General features: G+C 74.7%; 17 protein-coding genes. 12 read left to right on the forward strand and 5 right to left on the reverse strand.

The annotated features are described in order from the left end of the window. The first annotated feature begins 1 nt into the window (after position 1). The 5 genes from rimO (at position 2) to ACZ4UX_RS24700 (ending at position 3,805) form a co-directional block, all read left to right on the forward strand. Positions 2-1,474: a 30S ribosomal protein S12 methylthiotransferase RimO gene (rimO, locus tag ACZ4UX_RS24680; RefSeq protein ID WP_329489807.1), complete on the forward strand. Its 1,473-nt coding sequence runs from the start codon at positions 2-4 to the stop codon at positions 1,472-1,474. Then, on the forward strand, positions 1,471-2,109 hold the full coding sequence (gene pgsA / locus ACZ4UX_RS24685; RefSeq protein WP_465708260.1) for a CDP-diacylglycerol--glycerol-3-phosphate 3-phosphatidyltransferase: 639 nt from the start codon (positions 1,471-1,473) through the stop codon (positions 2,107-2,109). Before rimO ends, pgsA begins: the two co-directional genes overlap by 4 nt. Positions 2,110-2,246: 137 nt before the next feature. Continuing rightward, the gene (locus ACZ4UX_RS24690) at positions 2,247-2,717 is read left to right on the forward strand and encodes a CinA family protein (protein ID WP_329492264.1); all 471 of its coding nucleotides are present in this window, start codon (positions 2,247-2,249) and stop codon (positions 2,715-2,717) included. A 383-nt stretch (positions 2,718-3,100) separates the two neighbouring features. Then, the gene (locus ACZ4UX_RS24695; protein WP_329489809.1) at positions 3,101-3,469 is read left to right on the forward strand and encodes a helix-turn-helix domain-containing protein; all 369 of its coding nucleotides are present in this window, start codon (positions 3,101-3,103) and stop codon (positions 3,467-3,469) included. A gap of 54 nt (positions 3,470-3,523) precedes the next feature. After that, a complete protein-coding gene (locus tag ACZ4UX_RS24700; RefSeq protein ID WP_465708261.1) occupies positions 3,524-3,805 on the forward strand; it encodes a hypothetical protein in 282 nt (93 codons plus the stop codon). A 100-nt stretch (positions 3,806-3,905) separates the two neighbouring features. Here ACZ4UX_RS24700 and ACZ4UX_RS24705 read toward each other — a convergent pair whose 3' ends face one another. After that, the gene (locus ACZ4UX_RS24705) at positions 3,906-8,693 is read right to left on the reverse strand and encodes an ATP-dependent helicase (RefSeq protein ID WP_465708262.1); all 4,788 of its coding nucleotides are present in this window, start codon (positions 8,691-8,693) and stop codon (positions 3,906-3,908) included. A 300-nt stretch (positions 8,694-8,993) separates the two neighbouring features. On the opposite strand from ACZ4UX_RS24705, the gene ACZ4UX_RS24710 reads away from it, so the two are divergent. From ACZ4UX_RS24710 to rny, 7 genes are all read left to right on the forward strand, one after another. After that, entirely contained in the window at positions 8,994-10,535 is a 1,542-nt protein-coding gene (locus tag ACZ4UX_RS24710; RefSeq protein WP_465708263.1) for a S8 family peptidase, read from the forward strand. Between the two features lie 94 nt (positions 10,536-10,629). Beyond that, positions 10,630-11,184, forward strand: coding sequence for a GNAT family N-acetyltransferase (locus ACZ4UX_RS24715; RefSeq protein WP_465708264.1), 555 nt, complete (start codon positions 10,630-10,632; stop codon positions 11,182-11,184). A 32-nt stretch (positions 11,185-11,216) separates the two neighbouring features. After that, complete coding sequence (locus tag ACZ4UX_RS24720) at positions 11,217-11,411, forward strand: DUF3046 domain-containing protein (protein WP_352297341.1); 195 nt, start codon at positions 11,217-11,219, stop codon at positions 11,409-11,411. Between the two features lie 57 nt (positions 11,412-11,468). Beyond that, entirely contained in the window at positions 11,469-12,860 is a 1,392-nt protein-coding gene (locus ACZ4UX_RS24725) for an AI-2E family transporter (RefSeq protein WP_465708265.1), read from the forward strand. Between the two features lie 188 nt (positions 12,861-13,048). After that, entirely contained in the window at positions 13,049-14,179 is a 1,131-nt protein-coding gene (recA, locus tag ACZ4UX_RS24730) for a recombinase RecA (RefSeq protein WP_465708266.1), read from the forward strand. Between the two features lie 7 nt (positions 14,180-14,186). Next, positions 14,187-15,239, forward strand: coding sequence for a regulatory protein RecX (locus tag ACZ4UX_RS24735; RefSeq protein WP_465708267.1), 1,053 nt, complete (start codon positions 14,187-14,189; stop codon positions 15,237-15,239). 187 nt (positions 15,240-15,426) lie between these two features. Next, positions 15,427-16,881 (forward strand): ribonuclease Y, encoded by a 1,455-nt coding sequence (rny, locus tag ACZ4UX_RS24740; RefSeq protein WP_465708268.1) that lies wholly within the window; start codon positions 15,427-15,429, stop codon positions 16,879-16,881. On the opposite strand, the gene ACZ4UX_RS24745 is transcribed toward rny, so the two are convergent. The 4 genes from ACZ4UX_RS24745 to ACZ4UX_RS24760 form a co-directional block, all read right to left on the reverse strand. Continuing rightward, on the reverse strand, positions 16,862-18,691 hold the full coding sequence (locus ACZ4UX_RS24745) for an FAD-dependent monooxygenase (RefSeq protein WP_465708269.1): 1,830 nt from the start codon (positions 18,689-18,691) through the stop codon (positions 16,862-16,864). The two genes, rny and ACZ4UX_RS24745, sit on opposite strands and share 20 nt — an antisense overlap. 146 nt (positions 18,692-18,837) lie before the next feature. After that, positions 18,838-19,689: an amino acid ABC transporter permease gene (locus tag ACZ4UX_RS24750; protein ID WP_352297348.1), complete on the reverse strand. Its 852-nt coding sequence runs from the start codon at positions 19,687-19,689 to the stop codon at positions 18,838-18,840. Further along, positions 19,686-20,336: an amino acid ABC transporter permease gene (locus ACZ4UX_RS24755; RefSeq protein ID WP_329489819.1), complete on the reverse strand. Its 651-nt coding sequence runs from the start codon at positions 20,334-20,336 to the stop codon at positions 19,686-19,688. The genes ACZ4UX_RS24750 and ACZ4UX_RS24755 overlap by 4 nt, the downstream gene beginning before the upstream one ends. A 49-nt stretch (positions 20,337-20,385) precedes the next feature. Then, positions 20,386-21,288 carry a glutamate ABC transporter substrate-binding protein gene (locus ACZ4UX_RS24760; protein ID WP_329489820.1) on the reverse strand — a complete coding sequence of 301 codons (903 nt, stop codon included), beginning with the start codon at positions 21,286-21,288 and terminating at the stop codon, positions 20,386-20,388. Between the last annotated feature and the right edge of the window lie 63 nt (positions 21,289-21,351).

Genomic DNA, 21,351 nt, shown 5'->3' on the forward strand with positions numbered 1-21,351 from the left:
TATGCCTGAACGCCGTACTGTCGCCCTTGTCACGCTCGGATGCGCCCGCAACGAGGTGGACTCCGAGGAACTCGCCGGGCGACTGGAGGCCGACGGCTGGCTGCTGGTCGACGACGCCTCCGACGCCGACGTGGCCGTCGTCAACACCTGCGGGTTCGTCGAGGCCGCCAAGAAGGACTCCGTCGACGCCCTGCTGGAGGCCAACGACCTCAAGGGGCACGGCCGCACCCAGGCCGTCGTCGCGGTCGGCTGTATGGCCGAGCGGTACGGCAAGGAGCTGGCCGACGCGCTGCCCGAGGCGGACGGCGTGCTCGGCTTCGACGACTACTCCGACATCTCCGACCGCCTGCAGACCATCCTGTCCGGCGGCCACCACGCCCCGCACCTGCCGCGCGACCGCCGCAAGCTGCTGCCGCTGAGCCCGGTCGAGCGCCAGGCCGCCGCCGCCGAGGTCGCCCTGCCGGGCCACGGGGCCCCCGAGGACCTGCCCGAGGGCCTCGCCCCGGCCTCCGGCCCGCGCACCCTGCGCAAGCGGCTGGACGACAACCCGGTCGCCTCGGTGAAGCTCGCCTCGGGCTGCGACCGCCGGTGCTCCTTCTGCGCCATCCCGGCCTTCCGCGGCTCGTTCATCTCGCGCCGCCCCTCCGACGTGCTGCAGGAGGCCCAGTGGCTGGCCGCGCAGGGCGTCCGCGAGGTGGTGCTGGTCAGCGAGAACAACACCTCCTACGGCAAGGACCTCGGCGACATCCGGCTGCTGGAGACGCTGCTCGGCGAGATCTCCGCGATCGAGGGCGTCGAACGCGTCCGGGTCTCCTACCTGCAGCCCGCCGAGATGCGGCCGGGGCTGATCGACGCGATGACCGGCACCGCCGACGTGGTGCCCTACTTCGACCTCTCGTTCCAGCACTCGGCGCCCGCGGTGCTGCGCCGGATGCGGCGGTTCGGCTCCACCGACCAGTTCCTGGAGCTGCTCGGGACCATCCGCGGCAAGGCCCCGCAGGCCGGCGCCCGCTCCAACTTCATCGTCGGCTTCCCCGGTGAGACCGAGGAGGACTTCGCCGAGCTGGAGCGGTTCGTCACGCACGCCGGCCTCGACGCGATCGGCGTCTTCGGCTACTCGGACGAGGACGGCACCGAGGCGGCGACCTTCGACGGCAAGCTGCCCGAGGACGTGGTGGCGGACCGGCTGAACCGGCTCTCCAGGCTCGCCGAGGAGATGACCGCCCAGCGGGCCGAGCAGCGGATCGGGACCGAGGTCGAGGTGCTGATCGAGTCGGTCGACGGCGACCTGGTCGAGGGCCGCGCCGCCCACCAGGCCCCCGAGACGGACGGCCTCACCACGCTCACCGGAGTGGCCGACCCGCAGGTCGGCCGGTTCTACCGGGCCCGTGTGGTCGCCAGCGAGGGCGTCGACCTGATCGCCGAGGCGCTGGAGCAGGTCCGGGTCGGCCAGGCCCCGGGAGCCGGGGAATGACCAAGGGGCCCGGCGCTCCGGCCGCGGCTCACCCGGGCAGACCGGCGGCCGCGGCCCCGCCGGCGCCGGGAATCTGGAACATCGCGAACATGCTCACGATGCTCCGGCTGTTGCTGGTGCCGGTCTTCGTGGCGCTGCTCTTCGCCAACGGCGGCCACGACCCCAAGTGGCGCGCGGTGGCCTGGGCCTCGTTCGCGGTCGCGATGATCACCGACCTGTTCGACGGCGAGCTGGCCCGCCGCAAGGGCCTGGTCACCGACTTCGGGAAGATCGCCGACCCGATCGCCGACAAGGCGATCATGGGCTCGGCGCTGATCGGCCTCTCGGTGCTGGGCGACCTGCCGTGGTGGGTCACCGTCGTCATCCTGGCCCGCGAGCTGGGCATCACCGTCATGCGGTTCTGGGTGATCCGGTACGGGGTCATCCCGGCCAGCCGGGGCGGCAAGCTGAAGACGCTCACCCAGGGCATCGCGGTGGGCATGTACGTCCTGGAGCTGACCGGCTGGCTGGCCACCGCGCGGGCCGTGCTGATGGCGCTCGCGGTGCTGCTCACCGTCGGGACGGCGCTGGACTACGTCGGGCAGGCGCTGCGCCTGCGCCGTGAGGGGCTGGCCGCGGAGCGCGCCGGCCGGTGAGGGAGGCGGACGGGGTGGGGTTCGGAGCGGACAACGTCGGAGCGGGCGACGTCGGAGCTGACAACGTCGGAGCTGACAACGTCGGAGCGGACAACTCCGGAGCGGGCGACTTCGCAGCCGACTACGGGGCCGCGGCGCTGAAGGCGCACGCCGCGCTGCGCGGGGAGGGTGCCACGCTGGCGGTCGCCGAGTCGCTCACCGGCGGGCTGCTGGCCGCCGCGCTGGTCGACGTCCCCGGGGCGTCCGCGACCTTCCGCGGCTCGGTCACCGCGTACGCGACCGAGCTGAAGGCCTCGGTGCTCGGCGTCGACGAGGGGCTGCTGGCCGTGCACGGGCCGGTCCACCCGCTGGTGGCCCGGCAGATGGCCGAGGGCGTGCGCCGGCTGCTGGGGGCCACGTACGGGCTCGCGACCACCGGAGTGGCCGGCCCGGATCCGCAGGACGGACAGCCGGTGGGCACGGTACACCTCGCACTGGCCGGTCCGGGGGGAAGTCGGGTCAGTTCGCCGCGACTGTCGGGGGACCGTGCCACAATCCGTCACGGAGCGGTGACCGCCGCTCTGGAGCTGCTCGTCGGGCGGCTCCCGTCCGGTGCGTCCACGCACTGACCAGCTGCTCACCCTCGGTGCCCGCCGCCCGGCCCGCACCGTCGAAGGCTCCGCCCCCGGTGTCCGGACCGGTCCGTCGGCGCAGATCTCCACCGAACCGAGATCTGCCGAACCGGCGTACGGGGATGAGGTCGACGGAGGATCGTGTTACATCGGAGGTCCTGGGGCAGAAACCAGGTGGCGAACGAGTGGCGCGGCGGTGACCCGGTGCCGCACGGAGGGTACGACGAGGTGCCCGCAGGCCGGGGTGCGACACCGAAACAGGGGAGGGGACAGCCTTGCAGCCCAGAGTGAACACGACCATGGTCCCCGCACGCGAAGCGGGCAAGGCGGTACGGTGGGGGCGTGACATCTCGATCCGCAGTCCGAGGAGGGAGGCACCGATGATCCTGCTCCGTCGCCTACTGGGCGATGTACTGCGTCGGCAGCGCCAGCGCCAGGGCCGCACACTTCGCGAGGTGTCGGCAGCAGCCAGGGTTTCGCTCGGTTACCTCTCCGAGGTCGAGCGGGGACAGAAGGAGGCCTCCTCGGAGCTGCTCTCCGCGATCTGCGACGCACTCGACGTTCGAATGTCCGAGGTCATGCGCGAGGTCAGTGACGAACTCTCGCTCGCCGAACTTGCGGCGATGTCCAGCCTCTCCGAAGGTGAACTGCTGAGGCCGGTGCTCGAGCCGGTACCGCTGCCCGCCCCCGGCAACGACCGGGCGAACCTCTCGCCCAAGGCCGCCGCGATGGACGTGGTCGCCGCCTGACCTGGCCTCGACGCCCGGGCGCCTGGTGCCCGGGGCGAGCGAAGGAGGCCGGTCGTGCGGAAGGCAGCTACGACGTTCGCCGAGGCCCGAATACGGCTGGGGCAGCTGGTTCCCCGGCGTCTGCGCAGGCTCCTGCCGATGTCGGCGGGCGCTCTCGCCGGCTGGCTGGTGCTCCGGGGCCAATCCGCCGACGGGGCCGCGCTGGGGTTGCTCGCGGCCGGCGGGTGGGGGCTCGGCCTGATCCCGGTGCACGCGGACCGCTGGTCCACCGGACCGGAGCCGCGCCGAACGGGTGAGCCGAGGGCCCGGATGGAGGCAGAGCCTCCGATCGGGTGAGCGCAGTGACGCGGTGCGAAGGCCGCGAGGTGGTTCTCCGCCTCGCGGCCTTCGCCGTGCCCGGCGGCGGGCGCTCGCCGTTCCCGGGGCCCGGGACGGGTCAGGGCCGCAGCCGCAGGCCCCGTGGAGTGGGGTGGAAGCCGGCCTCCTCCAGGGCGGCGCCGAGCGGGGAGCCGAGCGCGGGCACGCCGTTGGCCCGCTCGACGGTGACGCTGCCGAGCGCCCCCGCGCGGACCGCCGAGGCCAGCGCGGCCGTCGCGGCGGCGAGGGTGGCCTCGTCCTCGGGCCAGGCCAGCAGGGACTTGCCGCCCCGCTCGATGTAGAGACTCAGCTCGCCGTCGACCAGCACCACCAGGGCGCCGGCCTTGCGGCCGGGGCGGTGGGCCCTGGCCTCCCGAGCCTCCTTGGTCTCCTTCGTCGCCTCCCCGGCCGCGGTGGCCCGCTCGGCACCGGGTGCCGCAGTGCCCGGCGGGTCGGGCCAGGGCAGCGCGGCGCCGTAGGCGTTCGCCGGGTCGGCGGCGGCCAGGACCAGCACCTGCGGGGGCTCGGCCGCCGGACCGGCCGGCCACTCGGCGGCCCGGGTCCGCTCCAGCCGCCCGCTGACGGACCGCAGCCGGTCGGCGGCGCCGTCCATGGCGAACTGGGCGCCGCCCAACCCCTCCACGAAGTACCCCCGGCGGGCCCGGCCGCGCTCCTCCATCGCGGCGAGCACCCGGTACACCCCGGCGAAGCCGCCCGGGATCCGCTCGGCCGCCACCGCGCCCCGGGTCAGCAGGCCGTGCCGGTCCAGCAGGCTCTGGGCCTGGGTGGTGGCCCGCACCGTCGGGTCGGCGTCGAAGGCGGGCAGCAGCGACCAGCGCCCGCCCACCGTCGGCGGTCCGCCGCGCAGCGTGCCGCCGGCCCGGCCGAAGGCCCGGCCCGCGCCGCCGTAGCGCCCGCGCGGGGTGGCCCGGGGCGCCCGGTGGGCGGTCGCGCCGGCCGTCCGGCCGGAGCCGAGCAGGGCGCGCAGCGGGGCGAGGGTGTCGTTGCTGACGTACCCGGCCCAGACCAGGTCCCAGAGGGCCTCGACGACCTCGGTCTCGGGGGTGTCGGGGAGCTGGGCGACCAGCTGGCGGAAGAAGAGTCCGTAGCCGCCGGCCAGGGCCTCCAGCAGCGCGGTGTGCACGGGTGTGACGGCGGGCGGGATGGGCTCCGGACGCAGCAGGTGGGCGTGCTCGGCGAGGTGCAGGCCGATCCAGCCGTCCTTGCCGGGCAGGGCGCCGGCGCCGGACCAGCCGATCTCACCGGCGGCCGTCAACTCGTCCAGCAGGCCGGGGGAGTAGTCCGCGAGCCGGGCCGGGAGGATCAGCCGCTCCAGGGCGGAGGCGGGCAGGGCGGTGCCCTGGAGCTGCTCGACCACCCGGAGCAGGCCGTCCGGGCCGCGCAGCCGGTGGCCGGCCAGGTGCTGCCACTGCGGGAGGAAGGCGGCCAGGGCGCGCGGCGGGACGGCCTCGACCTCCTGGCGCAGGGCGGCCAGCGAACGGCGGCGCAGCCGGCGCAGCACCTCGGCGTCGCACCACTCGACGGCGGCGGGGTGGCCGTCGGTGGAGGCGGGGCGTGCGGCGTCCGGCACGAGGGGGTGGGCGTCCGGCGGGCGGAACTCGCCCTGGACCAGCCGCCCGGCGGCGGTGAGGCGCTGGAGGGTGCCGGCGACCACCGCGCTGCCGAGGCCGAAGCGGGCGGCGGCCTCGGCGGCGGTGAACGGGCCGTGGGTGCGGGCGTACCGGGCGAGGAGGTCGCCCAGCGGGTCCTTGACCGGCTCGGTGAAGGCCTCCGGGACGCCGACCGGCAGGGGGGTGCCCAGGGCGTCGCGCAGCCGCCCGGCGTCCTCGACGGCGGCCCAGCGCTGCTCGCCGGCGATCCGGACCGCGATCACCCGGCGGGTGGCTTCGAGCTCCAGGGCCCAGAGCGGTTCGGCGCCGCGGGCGGTCAGCTCGGCCTCGGTGAGCGGACCGAGCAGCCGCAGGGCGTCGGCGACGCCCTCCCCGTCCTTGACCCGGCGCTCGGGGGTGAGCCGCTGGAGCTCCGCCTCCAGCTCGGCCAGGACCTGCGGGTCGAGCAGCTCGCGCAGCTCGGCCTGGCCGAGCAGCTCGGACAGCAGCCGGGAGTCCAGCGCGAGGGCGGCGGCCCGGCGCTCGGCGAGCGGGGAGTCCCCCTCGTAGAGGAACTGGGCGACGTAGCCGAAGAGCAGCGAGCGGGCGAACGGGGAGGGCTCGGGCGTGGTGACCTCGACCAGGCGCACGGCGCGCGATTCGAGGTCCCGCATCAGCTCGACCAGGCCGGGGACGTCGAAGACGTCCTGGAGGCACTCCCGGACGGCCTCCAGGACGATCGGGAACGAGCCGTACTCCGAGGCGACCTCCAGGAGCTGCGCGGATCGCTGGCGCTGCTGCCAGAGCGGGGTGCGCTTGCCCGGGCTGCGCCGGGGGAGCAGCAGGGCGCGGCCGGCGCACTCGCGGAAGCGGGAGGCGAACAGGGCGGAGCCGCCGACCTGGTCGGTGACGAGCTGTTCGATCTCGCCGGAGTCGAACAGGGCGGCGTCGGCGCCGACCGGGGCGTCGTCCGGCGCCGGCTGCTCCACCGGGAAGTCGAGCAGGTCGGCGTCGGGGAGGCGGAGCACGATGCCGTCGTCGGCGTGCATGACCTGGGGGTCCAGACCGTGCTTCTCCCGCAGCCGGGCGCCGATCGCGAGCGCCCAGGGCGCGTGCACCTGGGCGCCGAAGGGGGAGTGGATGACGATCCGCCAGTCGCCGAGCTCGTCGCGGAAGCGCTCGACCACGATGGTGCGGTCGTCCGGGAGGTGGCCGCAGGCGGCGCGCTGCTCGGTGAGGTAGCCGAGCAGGTTCCCGGCGGCCCAGTCGTCCAGGCCGGCCTGCCGGAGCCGGGCGGTGGCGGCGGCGGGCTCCAGTGCGCCCAGCTCGCGGGTGAACGCGCCGAGCGCGCGGCCGAGTTCGAGCGGGCGGCCGAGGGTGTCGCCCTTCCAGAACGGGAGCCGGCCGGGGACCCCGGGCGCGGGGGTGACCAGCACCTTGTCGTGGGTGATCTCCTCGATCCGCCAGGAGGTGGTGCCGAGGGTGAAGACGTCCCCGACGCGGGACTCGTAGACCATCTCCTCGTCCAGCTCGCCCACCCGGCGGCCGCCGGTGCCCTTGCGGCCGGCCTTGGAGTCGGCCGCCTCGGAGCCGGCGATGAAGACGCCGAACAGGCCGCGGTCGGGGATCGTGCCGCCGGAGGTGACGGCGAGCCGCTGGGCACCGGGACGGCCGGTGACGGTACCGGCCACCCGGTCCCAGACCAGGCGGGGGCGGAGCTCGGCGAAGGCGTCCGAGGGGTAGCGGCCGGCCAGCATGTCCAGCACGGCGTCGAAGGCGGACTGCGGCAGGGTGGCGAACGGCGCGGCCCGGCGGACCAGTGCGAGCAGGTCGTCCACCGGCCAGGTGTCCAGCGCCGTCATGGCGACGAGCTGCTGGGCGAGCACGTCCAGCGGGTTGCGCGGGATGCGCAGCGCCTCGATCCGGCCGGCCCGCATCCGCTCGGTGACCACGGCGGACTGCACCAGGTCCCCCCGGTACTTGGGGAAGAAGACGCCGGTGGAGACGGCGCCGACCTGGTGGCCGGCCCGGCCGACCCGCTGGAGGCCGGAAGCGACCGAGGGCGGTGACTCGACCTGGACGACCAGCTCGACGGCGCCCATGTCGATGCCGAGCTCCAGGCTGGAGGTGGCGACCACGGCGGGCAGCCGGCCGGCCTTCAGCTCCTCCTCGACCAGGGCGCGCTGCTCCTTGGAGACCGAGCCGTGGTGGGCGCGGGCGATCACCGGCGGGGCGCCCCTGGCGACGCCGGACTCGGCCATCACCTGGGCGGGCGCGTGCGCCTCGGGCAGCGGCTCGCCGGCGGCTCGCTCGTAGGCGATCTCGTTGAGCCGGTTGCAGAGCCGCTCGGCGAGCCGGCGGGAGTTGGCGAAGACGATGGTCGAGCGGTGGGCCTGGACGAGGTCGACGATCCGCTCCTCGACGTGTGGCCAGATCGAGGCTCCGCCGCTCTGCCGGTCGGCGTCGCCGCCGGTGGCGGGGGCGGGCGGCAGGTCGTCGAGGTCCGGGACGGGGACGACCACCGAGAGGTCGAACTCCTTGGCACCGGCGGGCTGGACGACGGTGGCACCGCGCTGCGGGCTGAGGTAGCGGGCCACCTCCTCGACCGGCCGGACGGTGGCGGAGAGGCCGATCCGGCGGGCCGGGTGCTCCAGCAGTTCGTCCAGCCGCTCCAGGGAGAGCGCCAGATGGGCGCCGCGCTTGGTGCCGGCCACGGCGTGCACCTCGTCCAGGATCACCGTGTCGATGCCGCGCAGGGCGTCCCGGGCGGCGGAGGTGAGCAGCAGGAAGAGCGACTCGGGGGTGGTGATCAGGATGTCCGGCGGGTGGGTGGTGAAGCGGCGCCGGTCGGCGGCGGGGGTGTCGCCGGAGCGGATGCCGACCTGGACGTCCGGCTCGGGCAGGCCGAGCCGGACGGCGGCCTGGCGCAGGCCCGCCAGGGGGGAGCGCAGGTTCCGCTCGACGTCGACGGCGAGGGCCTTGAGCGGCGAGATGTAGAGGACCCGGCAGCGGCGCTTCGGCTCGGCGGGGGGCGGGGTGCTGCTCAGGCGGTCCAGCGCGGAGAGGAAGGCGGCGAGCGTCTTGCCGGAGCCGGTGGGGGCCACCACCAGGACGTCCGTCCCGCCGGCGATGGCCTGCCAGGCCTCGGCCTGGGCGGTGGTGGGCGCGTGGAAGGCGCCCGAGAACCACGCCCGGGTGGCCGGGGCGAATCCGGCCAGCGGGTCGGCGGGCGGCTGGGGGTGGGTCTTCGGCGCCATGCCCCCATGGTGCCGGGTGGCACTGACAAGGGGCGGGTGGAGGCGGCGGCGCCGGGCGGCCGGGTCGGCCGGGGTGTCGCGAGGGCGGGGCGTCGCGGGGCCGGGTAGGGGTGCCGGGCCGTCGGGGTGCCAGGCCGTCGCGAGGGCGGGGCAGGAGGGGTCGGGAGGGTCACCGGAAAGGCAGAAAGAATAATCCGCTCATATGGTGATAATTCAGACACCTGATCTTCTCGTGGCATCGGACCTCCGGTGATCGCCGGACCCCCGCGGCCACCGGGACCGACGAGCGGAGACCGTGCGATGGCGCAGGCGCACCCGGCCGGCAGCGGTCCCGTGCAGGTCCCCCGGCGCCGAACCCGGGGCCCGGTCCGCGCACTGCTCGCGATGCTGCTCACCGCGCTGGTGGTCGGCGGCGCCGTCCCGTACGTGGCCGGGCCCGGGCGGGAGTACTTCAGCTACCTGGTGCTGGCCGAGCGGCAGGACGCGTCCGGCGCCGCCCGGGCCGGTGCCGAGGCGCGTGCCGCCGGCGGGCAGGTCGTCCAGGAGTACCCCCAGATCGGGGCGGTCCTCGCGTACGCCGCCGGCGGCTTCGCCGACAAGGTCCGGGACCGGCCCGGAGTGGCCGCGGTGGGCGCCACCCGGACCTCACCGGTGCCGAGCCCGCCCCGCCCGCTGGACGGCGCCGGCGACTTCGGCGCCGGGGCCGGGGCCGGCGGCGACCGGGCGGGGTCGGACGGCGCGGACGACGCCACCCCCACCGTGGCCGACCCGGGCGAGCGCGACGCCTGGAACCTCGCGATGCTCGGCAGCGGCGGCGGCCCGTCCGCCGACACCACCGCCACCCTGCTGCGCGGTCCCGGCACCGGACCGGGCGCCCCCTCCGCCGACGCGCTGCGCCGGGTGCTGGTCGCGGTGCTCGACTCGGGCGTCGACGACACCCATCCGGACCTGCGCGCGGCCGTGGACCCGAAGAGCTCCGCCTCCTGCGCGGACGGCCGCCCGGACGCCCGGACCGGCGCCTGGCGGCCCGACCCCGGGGTCGGCGAGAGCGGCCACGGCACGCACGTCGCCGGGATCGTCGGCGCCGCCCGGGACGGCCACGGCGTCAGCGGCGTCGCGCCAGGGGCCCGGATCGCCGCCGTCCGGCTGCTCGGGCCGCTGGGGCAGTACTACGCGGAGAACATCGTCTGCGGCATGCTCTGGGCCGCCGACCACGGTGCCAAGGCGATCAACAACAGCTACTTCGCCGACCCCTGGAAGTACAACTGCCCGGAGGACGGCGACCAGGCCGCGCTGACCGCCGCCGTCGCCCGGGCCGTCGACTACGCCCGGCGCAAGGGGGCGGTGGTGGTGGCCTCGGCCGGCAACGACGGGCAGGACCTCGGGGCCGCCCGCACCGACGACCGCAGCCCCAACGACCGCAGCTCCGGCCCGGCCCGGACCCGCTACGTCGGGACGGAGTGCGTCCGGCTCCCCGGCGAACTCCCCGGGGTGGTCACGGTGACCGCCGTCAACCGGGACGGCCACCCGTCCGCCTACTCCAACTTCGGGCGCGGCAAGGTCTCGCTGGCCGCCCCCGGCGGCGACCCGGACGGCGGCCCGCAGGGGGCGGTGGTCTCCGACTGGCCCGGCGGCCAGTACGCCGCGCTGGCCGGCACCTCGATGGCCGCGGCCCATGTGACCGGCGCGGTCGCGGTGGCCGCCGCGCTGCACCCGGACTGGGACTCGGACCGGCTCGCGACCCTGCTGGCCACCACCGCGGCCGCCGCCTGCCCGCCCGGCCCGTACGCCTGCGGCGACCGCCAGTACTACGGCGCGGGGACGCTCGCGCTGCCGCACTGAGCGGGCGGGGCCTGCGCCGAGCGGCGGGCGCGCTGGGCTGGGGGGCCGCCGGAAACCGGGTGACGGGCGCCGCGCCGTGGGCGAGGATCGGGGGATGACCGTCCACCTCACCACCGAGCGGCTGGTGCTGCGCCGCTTCACCCCCGCCGACGTCGACCACCTGGTGGAGCTGGACGGCGACCCCGAGGTGATGCGCCACCTCACCGGCGGCCGGGCCACCCCGCGCGAGGTGGTCGAGCGGGAACTGCTGCCGCTCTACTTCGACCACTACCGGCGGTACGGCGACCTCGGCTGGTGGGCCGCCGAGGAGCGGGTCGGCGGGGCCTTCCTGGGCTGGTTCGAGTTCCGCCCGACGGACCGGCGGGACCGCGGCGAGGTCGAGCTCGGCTACCGGCTGCGCCGGCCGGCCTGGGGCCGCGGCTACGCCACCGAGGGGGCCCGGGCGCTGATCCGCCGGGGCTTCGGCGAGCTGGGCGTGCGCCGGGTGGTGGCGTACACGATGACGGTCAACCGCGGCTCGCGGCGGGTGATGGAGAAGGCCGGGCTCCACTTCGTCCGGACCTTCCACGAGGAGTACCCGGAGGCGATCCCGGGGTCGGAGCACGGGGAGGTCGAGTACGCGCTGGAGGCGGCCGACTGGACGCCCTGAAGCCTCCGGTCCGGTCCGGGATACTGGTGGGCATGAGGCTGACCGAATTCTGGCGACGGATGTACGCACACTTCGGGGAGGCGTACGCGGAGTCCTTCGCCACCGACCACGTGATGAGCGAGCTGGGCGGCCGGACGGTGCGGCAGGCCCTGGACGCGGGCTGGGAGGCCAAGGACGTCTGGCGGATGGTCTGCGAGAACCAGGGCGTGTCCGCAGTGCTCCGCTGAACCGGTGCCCGGTGCCCGGAGGGGTGTGGGGCACGGGGCATGGGACAGACTGTCCGAGTGACAAGCAGCGCAGAACCGCAGAAGTCGGACAGGTCGGCGCAGGCCGCCGACGAGGCCGCGGGCCGGCGGCCCGAGCACCGCGACGGCGCCGACCGGGAGCCCGCCCGTGACTCCGTGCCCGCCCCGGCCGACGGGCTCCTGGGGATCGGCATGCCGCGCTGGCTGCCCCGCGCCATGGTGCTGGCGCTGGTCATGGTCGGGCTGTTCCAGCTCGCCGACTGGGCCTTCCACCAGCTGATCGACCTGTTCGTGATGCTCCTGGTCGCCTTCTTCCTCTCGCTGGCCCTGGAGCCGGCCGTCGACCGGATGGCGGCCCGGGGGGTGCGCCGAGGGGTCGGCACCTTCCTGGTCTTCGTCGCGGTGGCGGTCGCGGTGGGCGGGTTCCTGACCGCGCTCGGCACCCTGCTGGTCGACCAGGTGGCGAAGATCGCCGGGGACCTGCCGCACCTGCTCGACAACCTGATCCACTGGATCAACCAGACCTTCCACCAGGACCTCTCGCTGGACGAGCTGCAGAAGAAGCTGCTCAAGGACTCCGGGGCGATCGAGACCTACGCGCAGCAGGCCGCCGACAACGTGTGGGGCGTCTCCTCGACGCTGATCGGCGGGCTGTTCCAGGCCTTCACGGTCGGGCTCTTCACCTTCTACTTCACCGCGGACGGCCCCCGGGTGCGCCGCACGGTCTGCTCGCTGCTGCCGCCCGCCAAGCAGGGCGAGGTGCTGCGGGCCTGGGAGATCGCGCTGGCGAAGACCGGCGGCTACCTCTACTCGCGGGCGCTGCTCGCGGTCGCCTCGGCACTCGCGCACTGGGTGATGTTCGCGCTGCTGGACCTGCCGTACTCGGCGGCGCTGGCGGTCTGGGTGGGCGTCATGTCGCAGTTCGTGCCCACCATCGGGACGTATCTGGCCGGTGCGCTGCCGGTGCTGGTCGCGCTCACCGTGGAGCCGGTGGACGCGCTCTGGGTGCTGGCGTTCGTGGTCGTCTACCAGCAGATCGAGAACTACCTGCTGCACCCCCGGATCACCGCCAGGACGGTGGACGTGCACCCGGCGGTGGCCTTCGGCTCGGTGATCGCGGGCGCGGCGCTGCTCGGCGCGGTGGGCGCGCTGATCGCCATCCCGGCGGCCGCCACCCTGCAGGGCTTCGTCGGCACCTACGTGCGCCGGTACGAGGTGGCCACCGATCCGCGGATCGACCGGGGGGCCCAGCGGCGGGCCCGGCGGGAGCTGCGCCGGAAGGCGGCGCGGCGGCTGCGGCGGATGGTCGGCGCGGGGGTGGGGCCGGACGGCGCCGCGGGCGGGGAGGACGCGGGCGGCCGTGACGCCGGGCGGGACTCCGGACACGACTCCGGGCGGGGCGGGGGCCCGGGCCGGGGCGGCGAGGAGTAGCGCCGGGGGCGGCGGCCGGGGTCGGTCGGGCCCGGCCCACCTGCGCCGCTTGAATCGAACAGGTGTTCTTTGTACTCTCCGGCGAAGAGTTTTCCACAGGGTCGAGCCCGGTCGGGGCCGATTGTCAGTGGGACGCGCTAGCGTCGAGAACGATGAAGCGCACAGCACAGAACCCGAGGGTGGAAGCCATGGCAGGTACGGACCGCGAGAAGGCTCTTGAGACCGCACTCGCCCAGATCGAGCGGCAGTTCGGCAAGGGCTCGGTGATGCGCCTCGGCGAGAAGGCCAACGAGCCGATCGACGTGATCCCCACCGGGTCCACCGCCCTGGACGTCGCCCTCGGGGTCGGCGGCATCCCGCGCGGCCGGGTGGTCGAGATCTACGGCCCCGAGTCGTCCGGAAAGACCACGCTGACCCTGCACCTGGCGGCCAACGCCCAGCGGGCCGGCGGCACGGTCGCGTTCGTCGACGCGGAGCACGCGCTCGACCCGGACTACGCGAAGAAGCTCGGCGTGGACACCGACGCCCTGCTGGTCAGCCAGCCGGACACGGGTGAGCAGGCCCTGGAGATCACCGACATGCTGATCCGCTCCGGCGCGATCGACCTGGTGATCATCGACTCCGTCGCGGCGCTCGTCCCGCGCGCGGAGATCGAGGGTGAGATGGGTGACTCGCACGTCGGTCTGCAGGCCCGTCTGATGAGCCAGGCGCTGCGCAAGATCGCCGGTGCGCTGAACCAGTCGAACACCACCGCGGTGTTCATCAACCAGCTCCGCGAGAAGATCGGCGTCATGTTCGGCTCGCCGGAGACGACGACCGGTGGCCGCGCGCTGAAGTTCTACGCCTCCGTCCGGCTCGACATCCGCCGGATCGAGACCCTGAAGGACGGCACCGAGGCGGTCGGTAACCGCACCCGGGTGAAGGTCGTCAAGAACAAGGTGGCCGCGCCGTTCAAGCAGGCCGAGTTCGACATCCTGTACGGCGTGGGCATCAGCCGCGAGGGCGGCCTGATCGACATGGGCGTCGAGCACGGGTTCATCCGCAAGTCGGGCGCCTGGTACACCTACGAGGGCGACCAGCTCGGCCAGGGCAAGGAGAACGCCCGCAACTTCCTGCGGGACAACCCGCAGCTCGCCGACGAGATCGAGCGGAAGATCAAGACCAAGCTCGGCATCGGCCCGAAGACGGCGGAGCCGGCCGAGGGCGAGACGCCGGCCGCCGGTGTCGACGCCGCTGCCGAGGGCGGGGCCAAGCCGATCACCGCGACCGCCGCCAAGACGGCCGCGGCGAAGAAGACGACGGCGGCGGCCAAGGCCTGAGTCATTGATGCAGCACAGCGGGGCGGTGGACGGCGGCCCGGCGGGCCCGGAGGACGACGACTACGGGCCGCCGGACTGGTTCGCGGCGGTGGCCGAGCCGGAGCCGGATTCGGAGTTCGAACCGGACCCGGGACGGCGGCCCGGGCGGGGCGCGCCGCCCGGCCGGGCCGGGCGGCGGGGTGCTCCCGACGGCGCGAGCGGTCCGGAGGGCCTGGACGACGCGCTCGGGCTGGTGTCCGCGTCCGAGCTGCCGACGGGCCGGCGCCGGCGCCGTTCCGCGCTGGTGGAGGAGACGGCTCCCGGCCATCCGGCCGGGGGAGGGGCGGCCGGTCACGGGGGTGCGGCCGCCCCTGTCTCCCGCACCGGGCCGGCCGATCTCGCCGACCCGGTCGACGCAGCCGACGTGGCCGAGGGCGGCGGGCGCGCCGGGCGGGGCGCGGGTGCCCGTCGCGCGCGGGGACGCGCGCGGGAGCGCGCCGAGGGCGAAGGGCGCAAGGGCGCCCGGGGTGCCCGGGCGGCGAAGCCCGAGGAGTCGGTGGACCCCGAGGCCCGGGCGCGGGACATCTGCCTGCGCCTGCTCACCGGCGCCGCCAAGTCCCGCAAGCAGCTGGCCGACGCCCTGCGCCGGCGGGAGATCCCGGACGAGGTCGCCGACGGGGTGCTCACCCGGCTGGAGGAGGTCGGGCTGATCGACGACGCGGCCTTCGCCCAGGCCTGGGTGGAGTCCCGGCACGCCGTTCGCGGTCTCTCCAGGCGGGCGCTGGCCCAGGAGTTGCGGACCAAGGGGGTCGCCGGCGACCTGGTCGAGCAGGCCGTCGCGCAGCTGGACTACGACGACGAGACCGAGGCGGCCCGGGCCTTGGTCGAACGCAAGCTGCGGGTGACCAGGGGCCTGGAGCGGCAGGCCCGGACGCGGCGTCTGGTCGGCGTGCTGGCCCGGCGCGGCTACTCCGAGGGGCTGGCCTTCCGGGTGGTCCGGGAGGTCCTGGACGCGGAGGCGGCCGACGGCGGTCCGGATGGAGAGGACGTGGACGGAGGACCCGGTTCCGGGTGGGAATGACGGCCCCGCTGTGGAGGAGTTCGCCAACTACCTGGCCAGTCTTGACCGTTTCGTAACCTGCGCTTAGCCTCGCACTCAGTGCGGGTAACGCGTCGATCACTCCCCGGCCGTGCCGCGGGCAGGCATGCCCGGGCCCGGTCTCGGTTGGTCCCGGGCGGCGTGGCGCGCAGGACGGGGAGTGGGCAGGATGAGGATCGCGCTGAGCGCCGGACCGGTCGTCCCCCTGCTGTCGGCCGCGGTGCTGGTCGCCGTCGTGGCGGCGGCCTGGCTGACGGTCGGGCGCCTGCGGGTCGCGCAGCGGCGGGCCACGGCCGAGACCGAGCGGGCCCGGCGCCGGGCCGAGGAGCAGTCCGCGCGGGTGCGGGCCGAACTCGACCGGCGCGAGGAGCGGTTGACCGAGGAGCTGAGCCGCCTCCGGGCCCGCGAGGGTGAACTCGACGACCGGTCGACCGCGTTGGAGCGGTCCCGGATCCAGGCCGACGAGCTGCTGCGGCGCCGGGCGGCGGAGCTGGAGCGCGCCGCCGGACTCTCGGCCGCCGAGGCCCGGGCCCAACTCGTCCGGGAGGCCGAGGCCGAGGCGCGGCGGGAGGCGGCCGTCGCCGTCCGCGAGATCGAGCGGGCGGCCAAGGAGGAGGGCGAGCAGCGGGCCCGGGAGATCGTGGCGGGGGCGATCCAGCGGCTGGCGAGCGAGCAGACGGCCGAGACGGCGGTGTCGCTCTTCCGGCTGCCCAACGAGGAGATGAAGGGGCGGATCATCGGCCGGGAGGGCCGCAACATCCGCGCCTTCGAGGCGGTCACCGGCGTCAATCTGATCATCGATGACACCCCGGTCTCGGTGCAGCTGTCCTGCTTCGACCCGGTCCGCCGGGAGACCGCCCGGCTCACCCTGGAGCAGCTGGTCGAGGACGGCCGGATCCACCCGATGCGGATCGAGGACGTCCACGAGCGCAGCCGCGAGGAGGTCGAGCGGCGCTGCGTCCGGGCCGGTGAGGACGCGCTGCTGTCGGCCGGGGTCGGTGGGCTGCACCCGGAGCTGGTGCGCACCCTGGGGACGCTGCGCTACCGGGCCTCGTACGGGCAGAACGTGCTGGGACACCTGGTGGAGTCGGCGCACCTGGCCGGGATGATGGCCGCCGAGCTCGGGGTGGACCCGGCGCCGGTGCGCCGTGCGGCGCTGCTGCACGACATCGGCAAGGCGCTGACGCACGAGGTCGAGGGCAGTCACGCGGCGATCGGGGCGGACTTCGCCCGCCGGTACGGCGAGTCGGCGGATGTGGTGCACGCGATCGCGGCGCATCACGGCGAGGTGGAGCCGAGGACGGTCGAGGCGGTGCTGACCCAGGCCGCCGACGCCTGCTCGGGCGGCCGTCCGGGGGCGCGCAAGGAGTCGCTGGAGGTCTACGTGCGCCGGCTGGAGCGGCTGGAGGAGATCGCCCGGGCGCACGAAGGGGTGGCCAAGGTCTACGCGATGCAGGCCGGCCGCGAGGTGCGGGTGATGGTGCGGCCGGAGGTGGTGGACGACCTCGGGGCACAGGTGATCGCCCGCGAGGTCGCCAAGCAGGTGGCGGAGGAGCTGACCTACCCGGGCCAGATCCGGGTCACGGTGGTGCGGGAGAGCAGGGTCACCGAGGTGGCCCGCTAGGCGAGTCCGCCGGGCGCGGCGTCGCGCCGGAGACCTGTCGGGGCGCGGCGGCCCCAGTGCCCGCCCCGGGACCGGAGCCGGTACCGCGGGCGGATTCGGTGCCGGTGTCGCGGCCGGGACGATCGGGTTCCTGGTCCGGCTCGGCACCGCCGGCCAGGGTCGGCGGCCCGCCCCGGGCGCGCTCGGCCAGCGCGAGGAGGTCGTCCGCCGCGGCGCCCTGGGTGACCCCGACCAGATGGCCGTCCGGCCGGATCAGTAGCACGGTGTGCGGTCCGGCTCCGGGGTACTCCTCGGTGACCAGCACCTCGGCCGGCACCGGCAGGGCCGCGGCGACCTCGGCCAGCCGGGGCATCAGCCCGGCGCCGAGCCAGTGTTCGGCGGACCAGACGGCGGTGCCGGGGGCGACCAGCAGCAGCAGGAAGGAGGCACCGAGCCGGGCGTGCAGCTGGTCCGGCGTGCCGTCGGTGGTGAGCACCGGCAGGTCCGGGACGAGCACGCCGGGCGAGGTGGCGGGCAGCAGTTCGCTGAGCGAGGTCGCGTCGCGCCGGCCGCGCTGCACCGGGACCCGCCCGGGCACGCCGCTGGGCGCCGCCGGGTAGGCGGGAGCGCCGCCGAAGCGGCCGGTGCCGAGCTGGCCGTCGGCGAGCAGCGGCGCGTGCTTGCGGAACGAGCCGGAGAGCAGCGAGCGCCGGGTGGCCTGCCAGCCGCGCAGCGGGCGCAGCAGCGGCATGGCCTGGTCGACGGCGCGCAGCCGGGCGCCGACCGCGCCGCGCCGCTCGGCCTCGTACCCGTCGAGCAGCGAGCCGCCGGGCTGGGGGCCGCCGGTGTGCAGATGCCAGGCGAGGGCGAGGCGCCAGGCGAGGTTGTCGGCGTCGCGCAGGCCGTCGGCGAGGTTCTGCATGCCGAGGGCGCCGTGCAGGTGGGCGGCGTCGCCGGCGAGGAAGCAGCGGCCGCTGCGGAACCGGGCGGCGAGGCGCTGCTGGGCGGTGTGGTCGGCGGCGGCGAGCAGCTCGTACCGGGGCAGCTCGCCGCACCAGCCGGTCAGGGTCGCGGTGACCCGGGTGAGCAGGGTGTCGCCGGTGACGACGCCGGGCCAGGTGGCGTGCGGGTCGACGGGTTCGCTGGGGACCGGCCGGCCGGGGGGCAGCCGCCAGTCGAGGCGCCAGACGCCGTCCGGCAGCGGTCGGGCGGAGGCCTCGCGGTCGCCGCGCCACGGGGGCTCGCGGTGCAGCCGGGCCTCGGTGAAGGGCAGGTCGACCCGGACGGTGGCGACGGCGTTGCGGTCGACGGCCGGCCGGCCGGGGAAGCGGATCCGCAGCAGCTTCCGGACGGCGGAGCGGGCTCCGTCGCAGCCGACCAGGTGGCTGCCGCGCCACCAGGTCTCGGTGCCGTCCTGCGGGTTGCGGGTGCGGACGCTGACGCCGTCGCGGTCCTGGGCGAGTTCGGTGACGCGGCTCAACGGCACCAGCCGCACCAGCGGGGTGCCGGTCAGGGCGTCGCGCAGGCCGCGCTGGAGGCGGTGCTGGGGCAGGTGGAGGACGGGGGTGTCGGCCAGGTCGATCCGCAGCACCTCCTGGCGGCGGCGCCAGATGGTGAAGGCGTCCCACCGGGCGGCGTCCGAGACGGCCCGCGGGTAGCCGATCCTGGTCAGGAAGGCGGCGGTGTCGGCCCCGAGCACGACGCTGCGAGGGCCCTCGGGGCAGAGCCCGGAGCCCTCGTCCAGGACGACGGTCGGCACCTCGTGCCGGGCGAGGGCGAGGGCCAGGGCCAGACCGACCGGTCCGGCCCCGACCACGATCACCGGGTCCATGCCGGGCCCTCCGCGCAGCGGCCGGCCGGGCGGGCGGAGCCGCGCACCCCCGGGGCCGGGCAGGCCGACGAGGGGGCGTCATATGCCGCGAGGATGGTCCCGGATGGTGTCACGAAGAGCAATGCAACAGTTCGCCTGCGTGTCCGTCAAGCAGCAGCTGATGTGCGCCGGTTCGCGCCGCGGCGGCCGCGTGCCTCGATCCACCGGGCGAGCGCGGTGAGCAGCAGGCACATCACGATGTAGATGGGCCCGATCACCAGGACCACGGGGATGTAGGGGAAGCCCGCGGCGTTGAGCGGCTGACTGGCGATCGCCTTACCGACGAACAGCAGCTCGTGGTAGGTGATGATGAAGCCGAGCGAGGTGTCCTTGAGGGTGACGACCAGCTGGCCGATCATCGTGGGCAGCATCGAGCGGACCGCCTGCGGCACCAGGATGGTCGTCATCACCTGGGTCTTGCGCAGGCCGAGCGCGAACGCGGCCTCGCCCTGACCGCGCGGCACGGCGTTGACGCCGCTGCGGATGATCTCCGCCTGCACGGAGCCGTTGTAGAGGGTGAGCCCGATCACCAGGGCCCACATCGGCTCCTTGGCGAAGAAGGCGTAGTAGAGCGCGACGATCAGGATGAGCAGCGGCATCGCCCGGAAGAACTGGACGAAGGAGACCGCCGCCCAGCGGACCGGCTTGTGGTCGGAGAGCTGTCCGGCCGCCAGTAGCGCGCCCAGGGCCAGCGAGCCGACCGCGGCCAGCCCGAAGGCCTCCAGGGTGGCCAGCAGACCGTCGACGATCCGCTGCTGGACGGTGTTGTACTGGAAGGCGTCCCAGAGCTGGGCGTCGAACTGGCCGTTGGAGGCCAGGCTGGCGATCGCGTACCAGAGCAGGCCGGCGATCGCGAGCAGCGACAGCACCCCGAACAGCCGGTACCGCGTGCGGGCCCGCGGGCCCGGGGCGTCGTAGAGGACGCTGGCCGTGGAGGAGCGGGTGAAGAGGGCGTTCATCGGGCCACCGCCAGTCGGTCTTCCAGGAAGCGGAACAGCAGGGCGACGACGGCGCTGATCACCAGGTAGGCGCAGGCCACCCAGAAGAAGATCGCGAAGATCGAGTAGCCGTCCTCGGAGAACGACTGCTGCGCGCTGTACAGCTCGCTGACGCTGAAGGCGCCGGCGATCGCCGAGTTCCTCGGCAGGGCGATGAAGACGCTGCTCAGCGGTGCCAGCACCGTCCTGGCGGCCTGCGGCAGGACGATGCTGGTCAGGGTCTGACCGAAGGTCATGCCAAGGCTGCGGGCGGCCTCGGCCTGGCCGAGCGGCACGGTGTTGATGCCCGAGCGGAGCACCTCGCAGACGAACGAGGCCGTGTAGCTGCCCAGCGCCAGCACCGCGAAGGTGAGGTGGCTGAAGTGCACGCCGAGCGGCGGGAGCCCGAACGTGACGGCGAAGAACAGCACCGTCAGCGGGGTGTTGCGGAAGAGCGTCACCCAGGCCGTGCCGAAGCCGCGCAGCGCGGGTATGGGGGAGACCCGGAAGGCCGCCAGCAGGGTGCCCAGCAGCAGGGCGAGCAGTGCGCTGAGCGCGCTCAGCTCGATCGTCTGCAGGAAGCCGTCGCGGAACAGCGCGAAGTTGCCGTCCTCGAACAGGAAACCCATCCGGCGGCCCTCCTCTCAGGAGTGGTCAGGAACGGTGGTCGGCGGGCGGTCAGTACCGCTCAAGGGCCGGCGGGGTGGGCGCGGCCGAGCCGGAGAGGCCGAGGGTGGCGTCGTACGCCTTCTTCCAGTCGCCGTTGTCCTGGTGCGCCTTCAGGGCGTCGCTGATGGCGCCCCGCAGGGCGGCGTCGTCCTTGTTCAGGCCCACGCCGTAGTTCTCCTTGGTGAACGGCTTGCCGACCACCTTGAGCTTGGGCGCGTACTTGGAGGCGTAGCCCTTGAGGATGGCGTCGTCCGTGGTGACGGCGTCGACCTCGCCCGACAGCAGCTTCTCGACGCAGGCCGAGTAGGTGTCGAACTGGGTGATCTTCGGCGAGTACTGCTGGATGTTCTTGATCGAGGTGGAGCCGGTGGCGGTGCAGATGTTCTTGCCGTTGACCGACTCCGGGCCGGTGATCGAGGTGTTGTCCGCCTTGACCAGGAAGTCCTGGCCGGCGATGAAGTACGGGCCGGCGAAGGACACCGTCTTCTTGCGCTCGTCGTTGATGCTGTAGGTGCCGACGTAGAAGTCGATCTGGCCCTTGGAGATCGCGGGCTCGCGCTGCGAGGAGACCAGGGTCTGCCACTTGATCTGCTGCGGGGTGAAGCCGAGGTCCGCGGCGACCATCTTGGCGATCTCGATGTCGAAGCCGCTGCGGTCGCCGCTGGCGAGGTCCTCGAAGCCGAGGAACGGCTGGTCGGACTTGGCGCCGATGATCAGCTGGCCGCGCTTCTTGGCCTCGGCGAAGATCGCGGAGTCCACCTTCGCGTCGGTCTTGACGGTGTAGGTGGGCAGCTTGGGGGCGGTGCTGCCGCTGGCGGCGGCGTCACCGGGGGTGCCGTCCTTGCCACAGGCGGCGGTGGCGGTGAGCGCGATGGCACAGAGCGCGACGGCGAAGGTGCGACGAGTCCTCATGAGGGTGGTTCTCCTCGGGGCTGGGCCACGGTTCAACCGGGCTCTGGCGACAGGAAGGTGGCC

The sequence above is a fragment of the Kitasatospora sp. NPDC028961 genome (assembly GCF_055564815.1).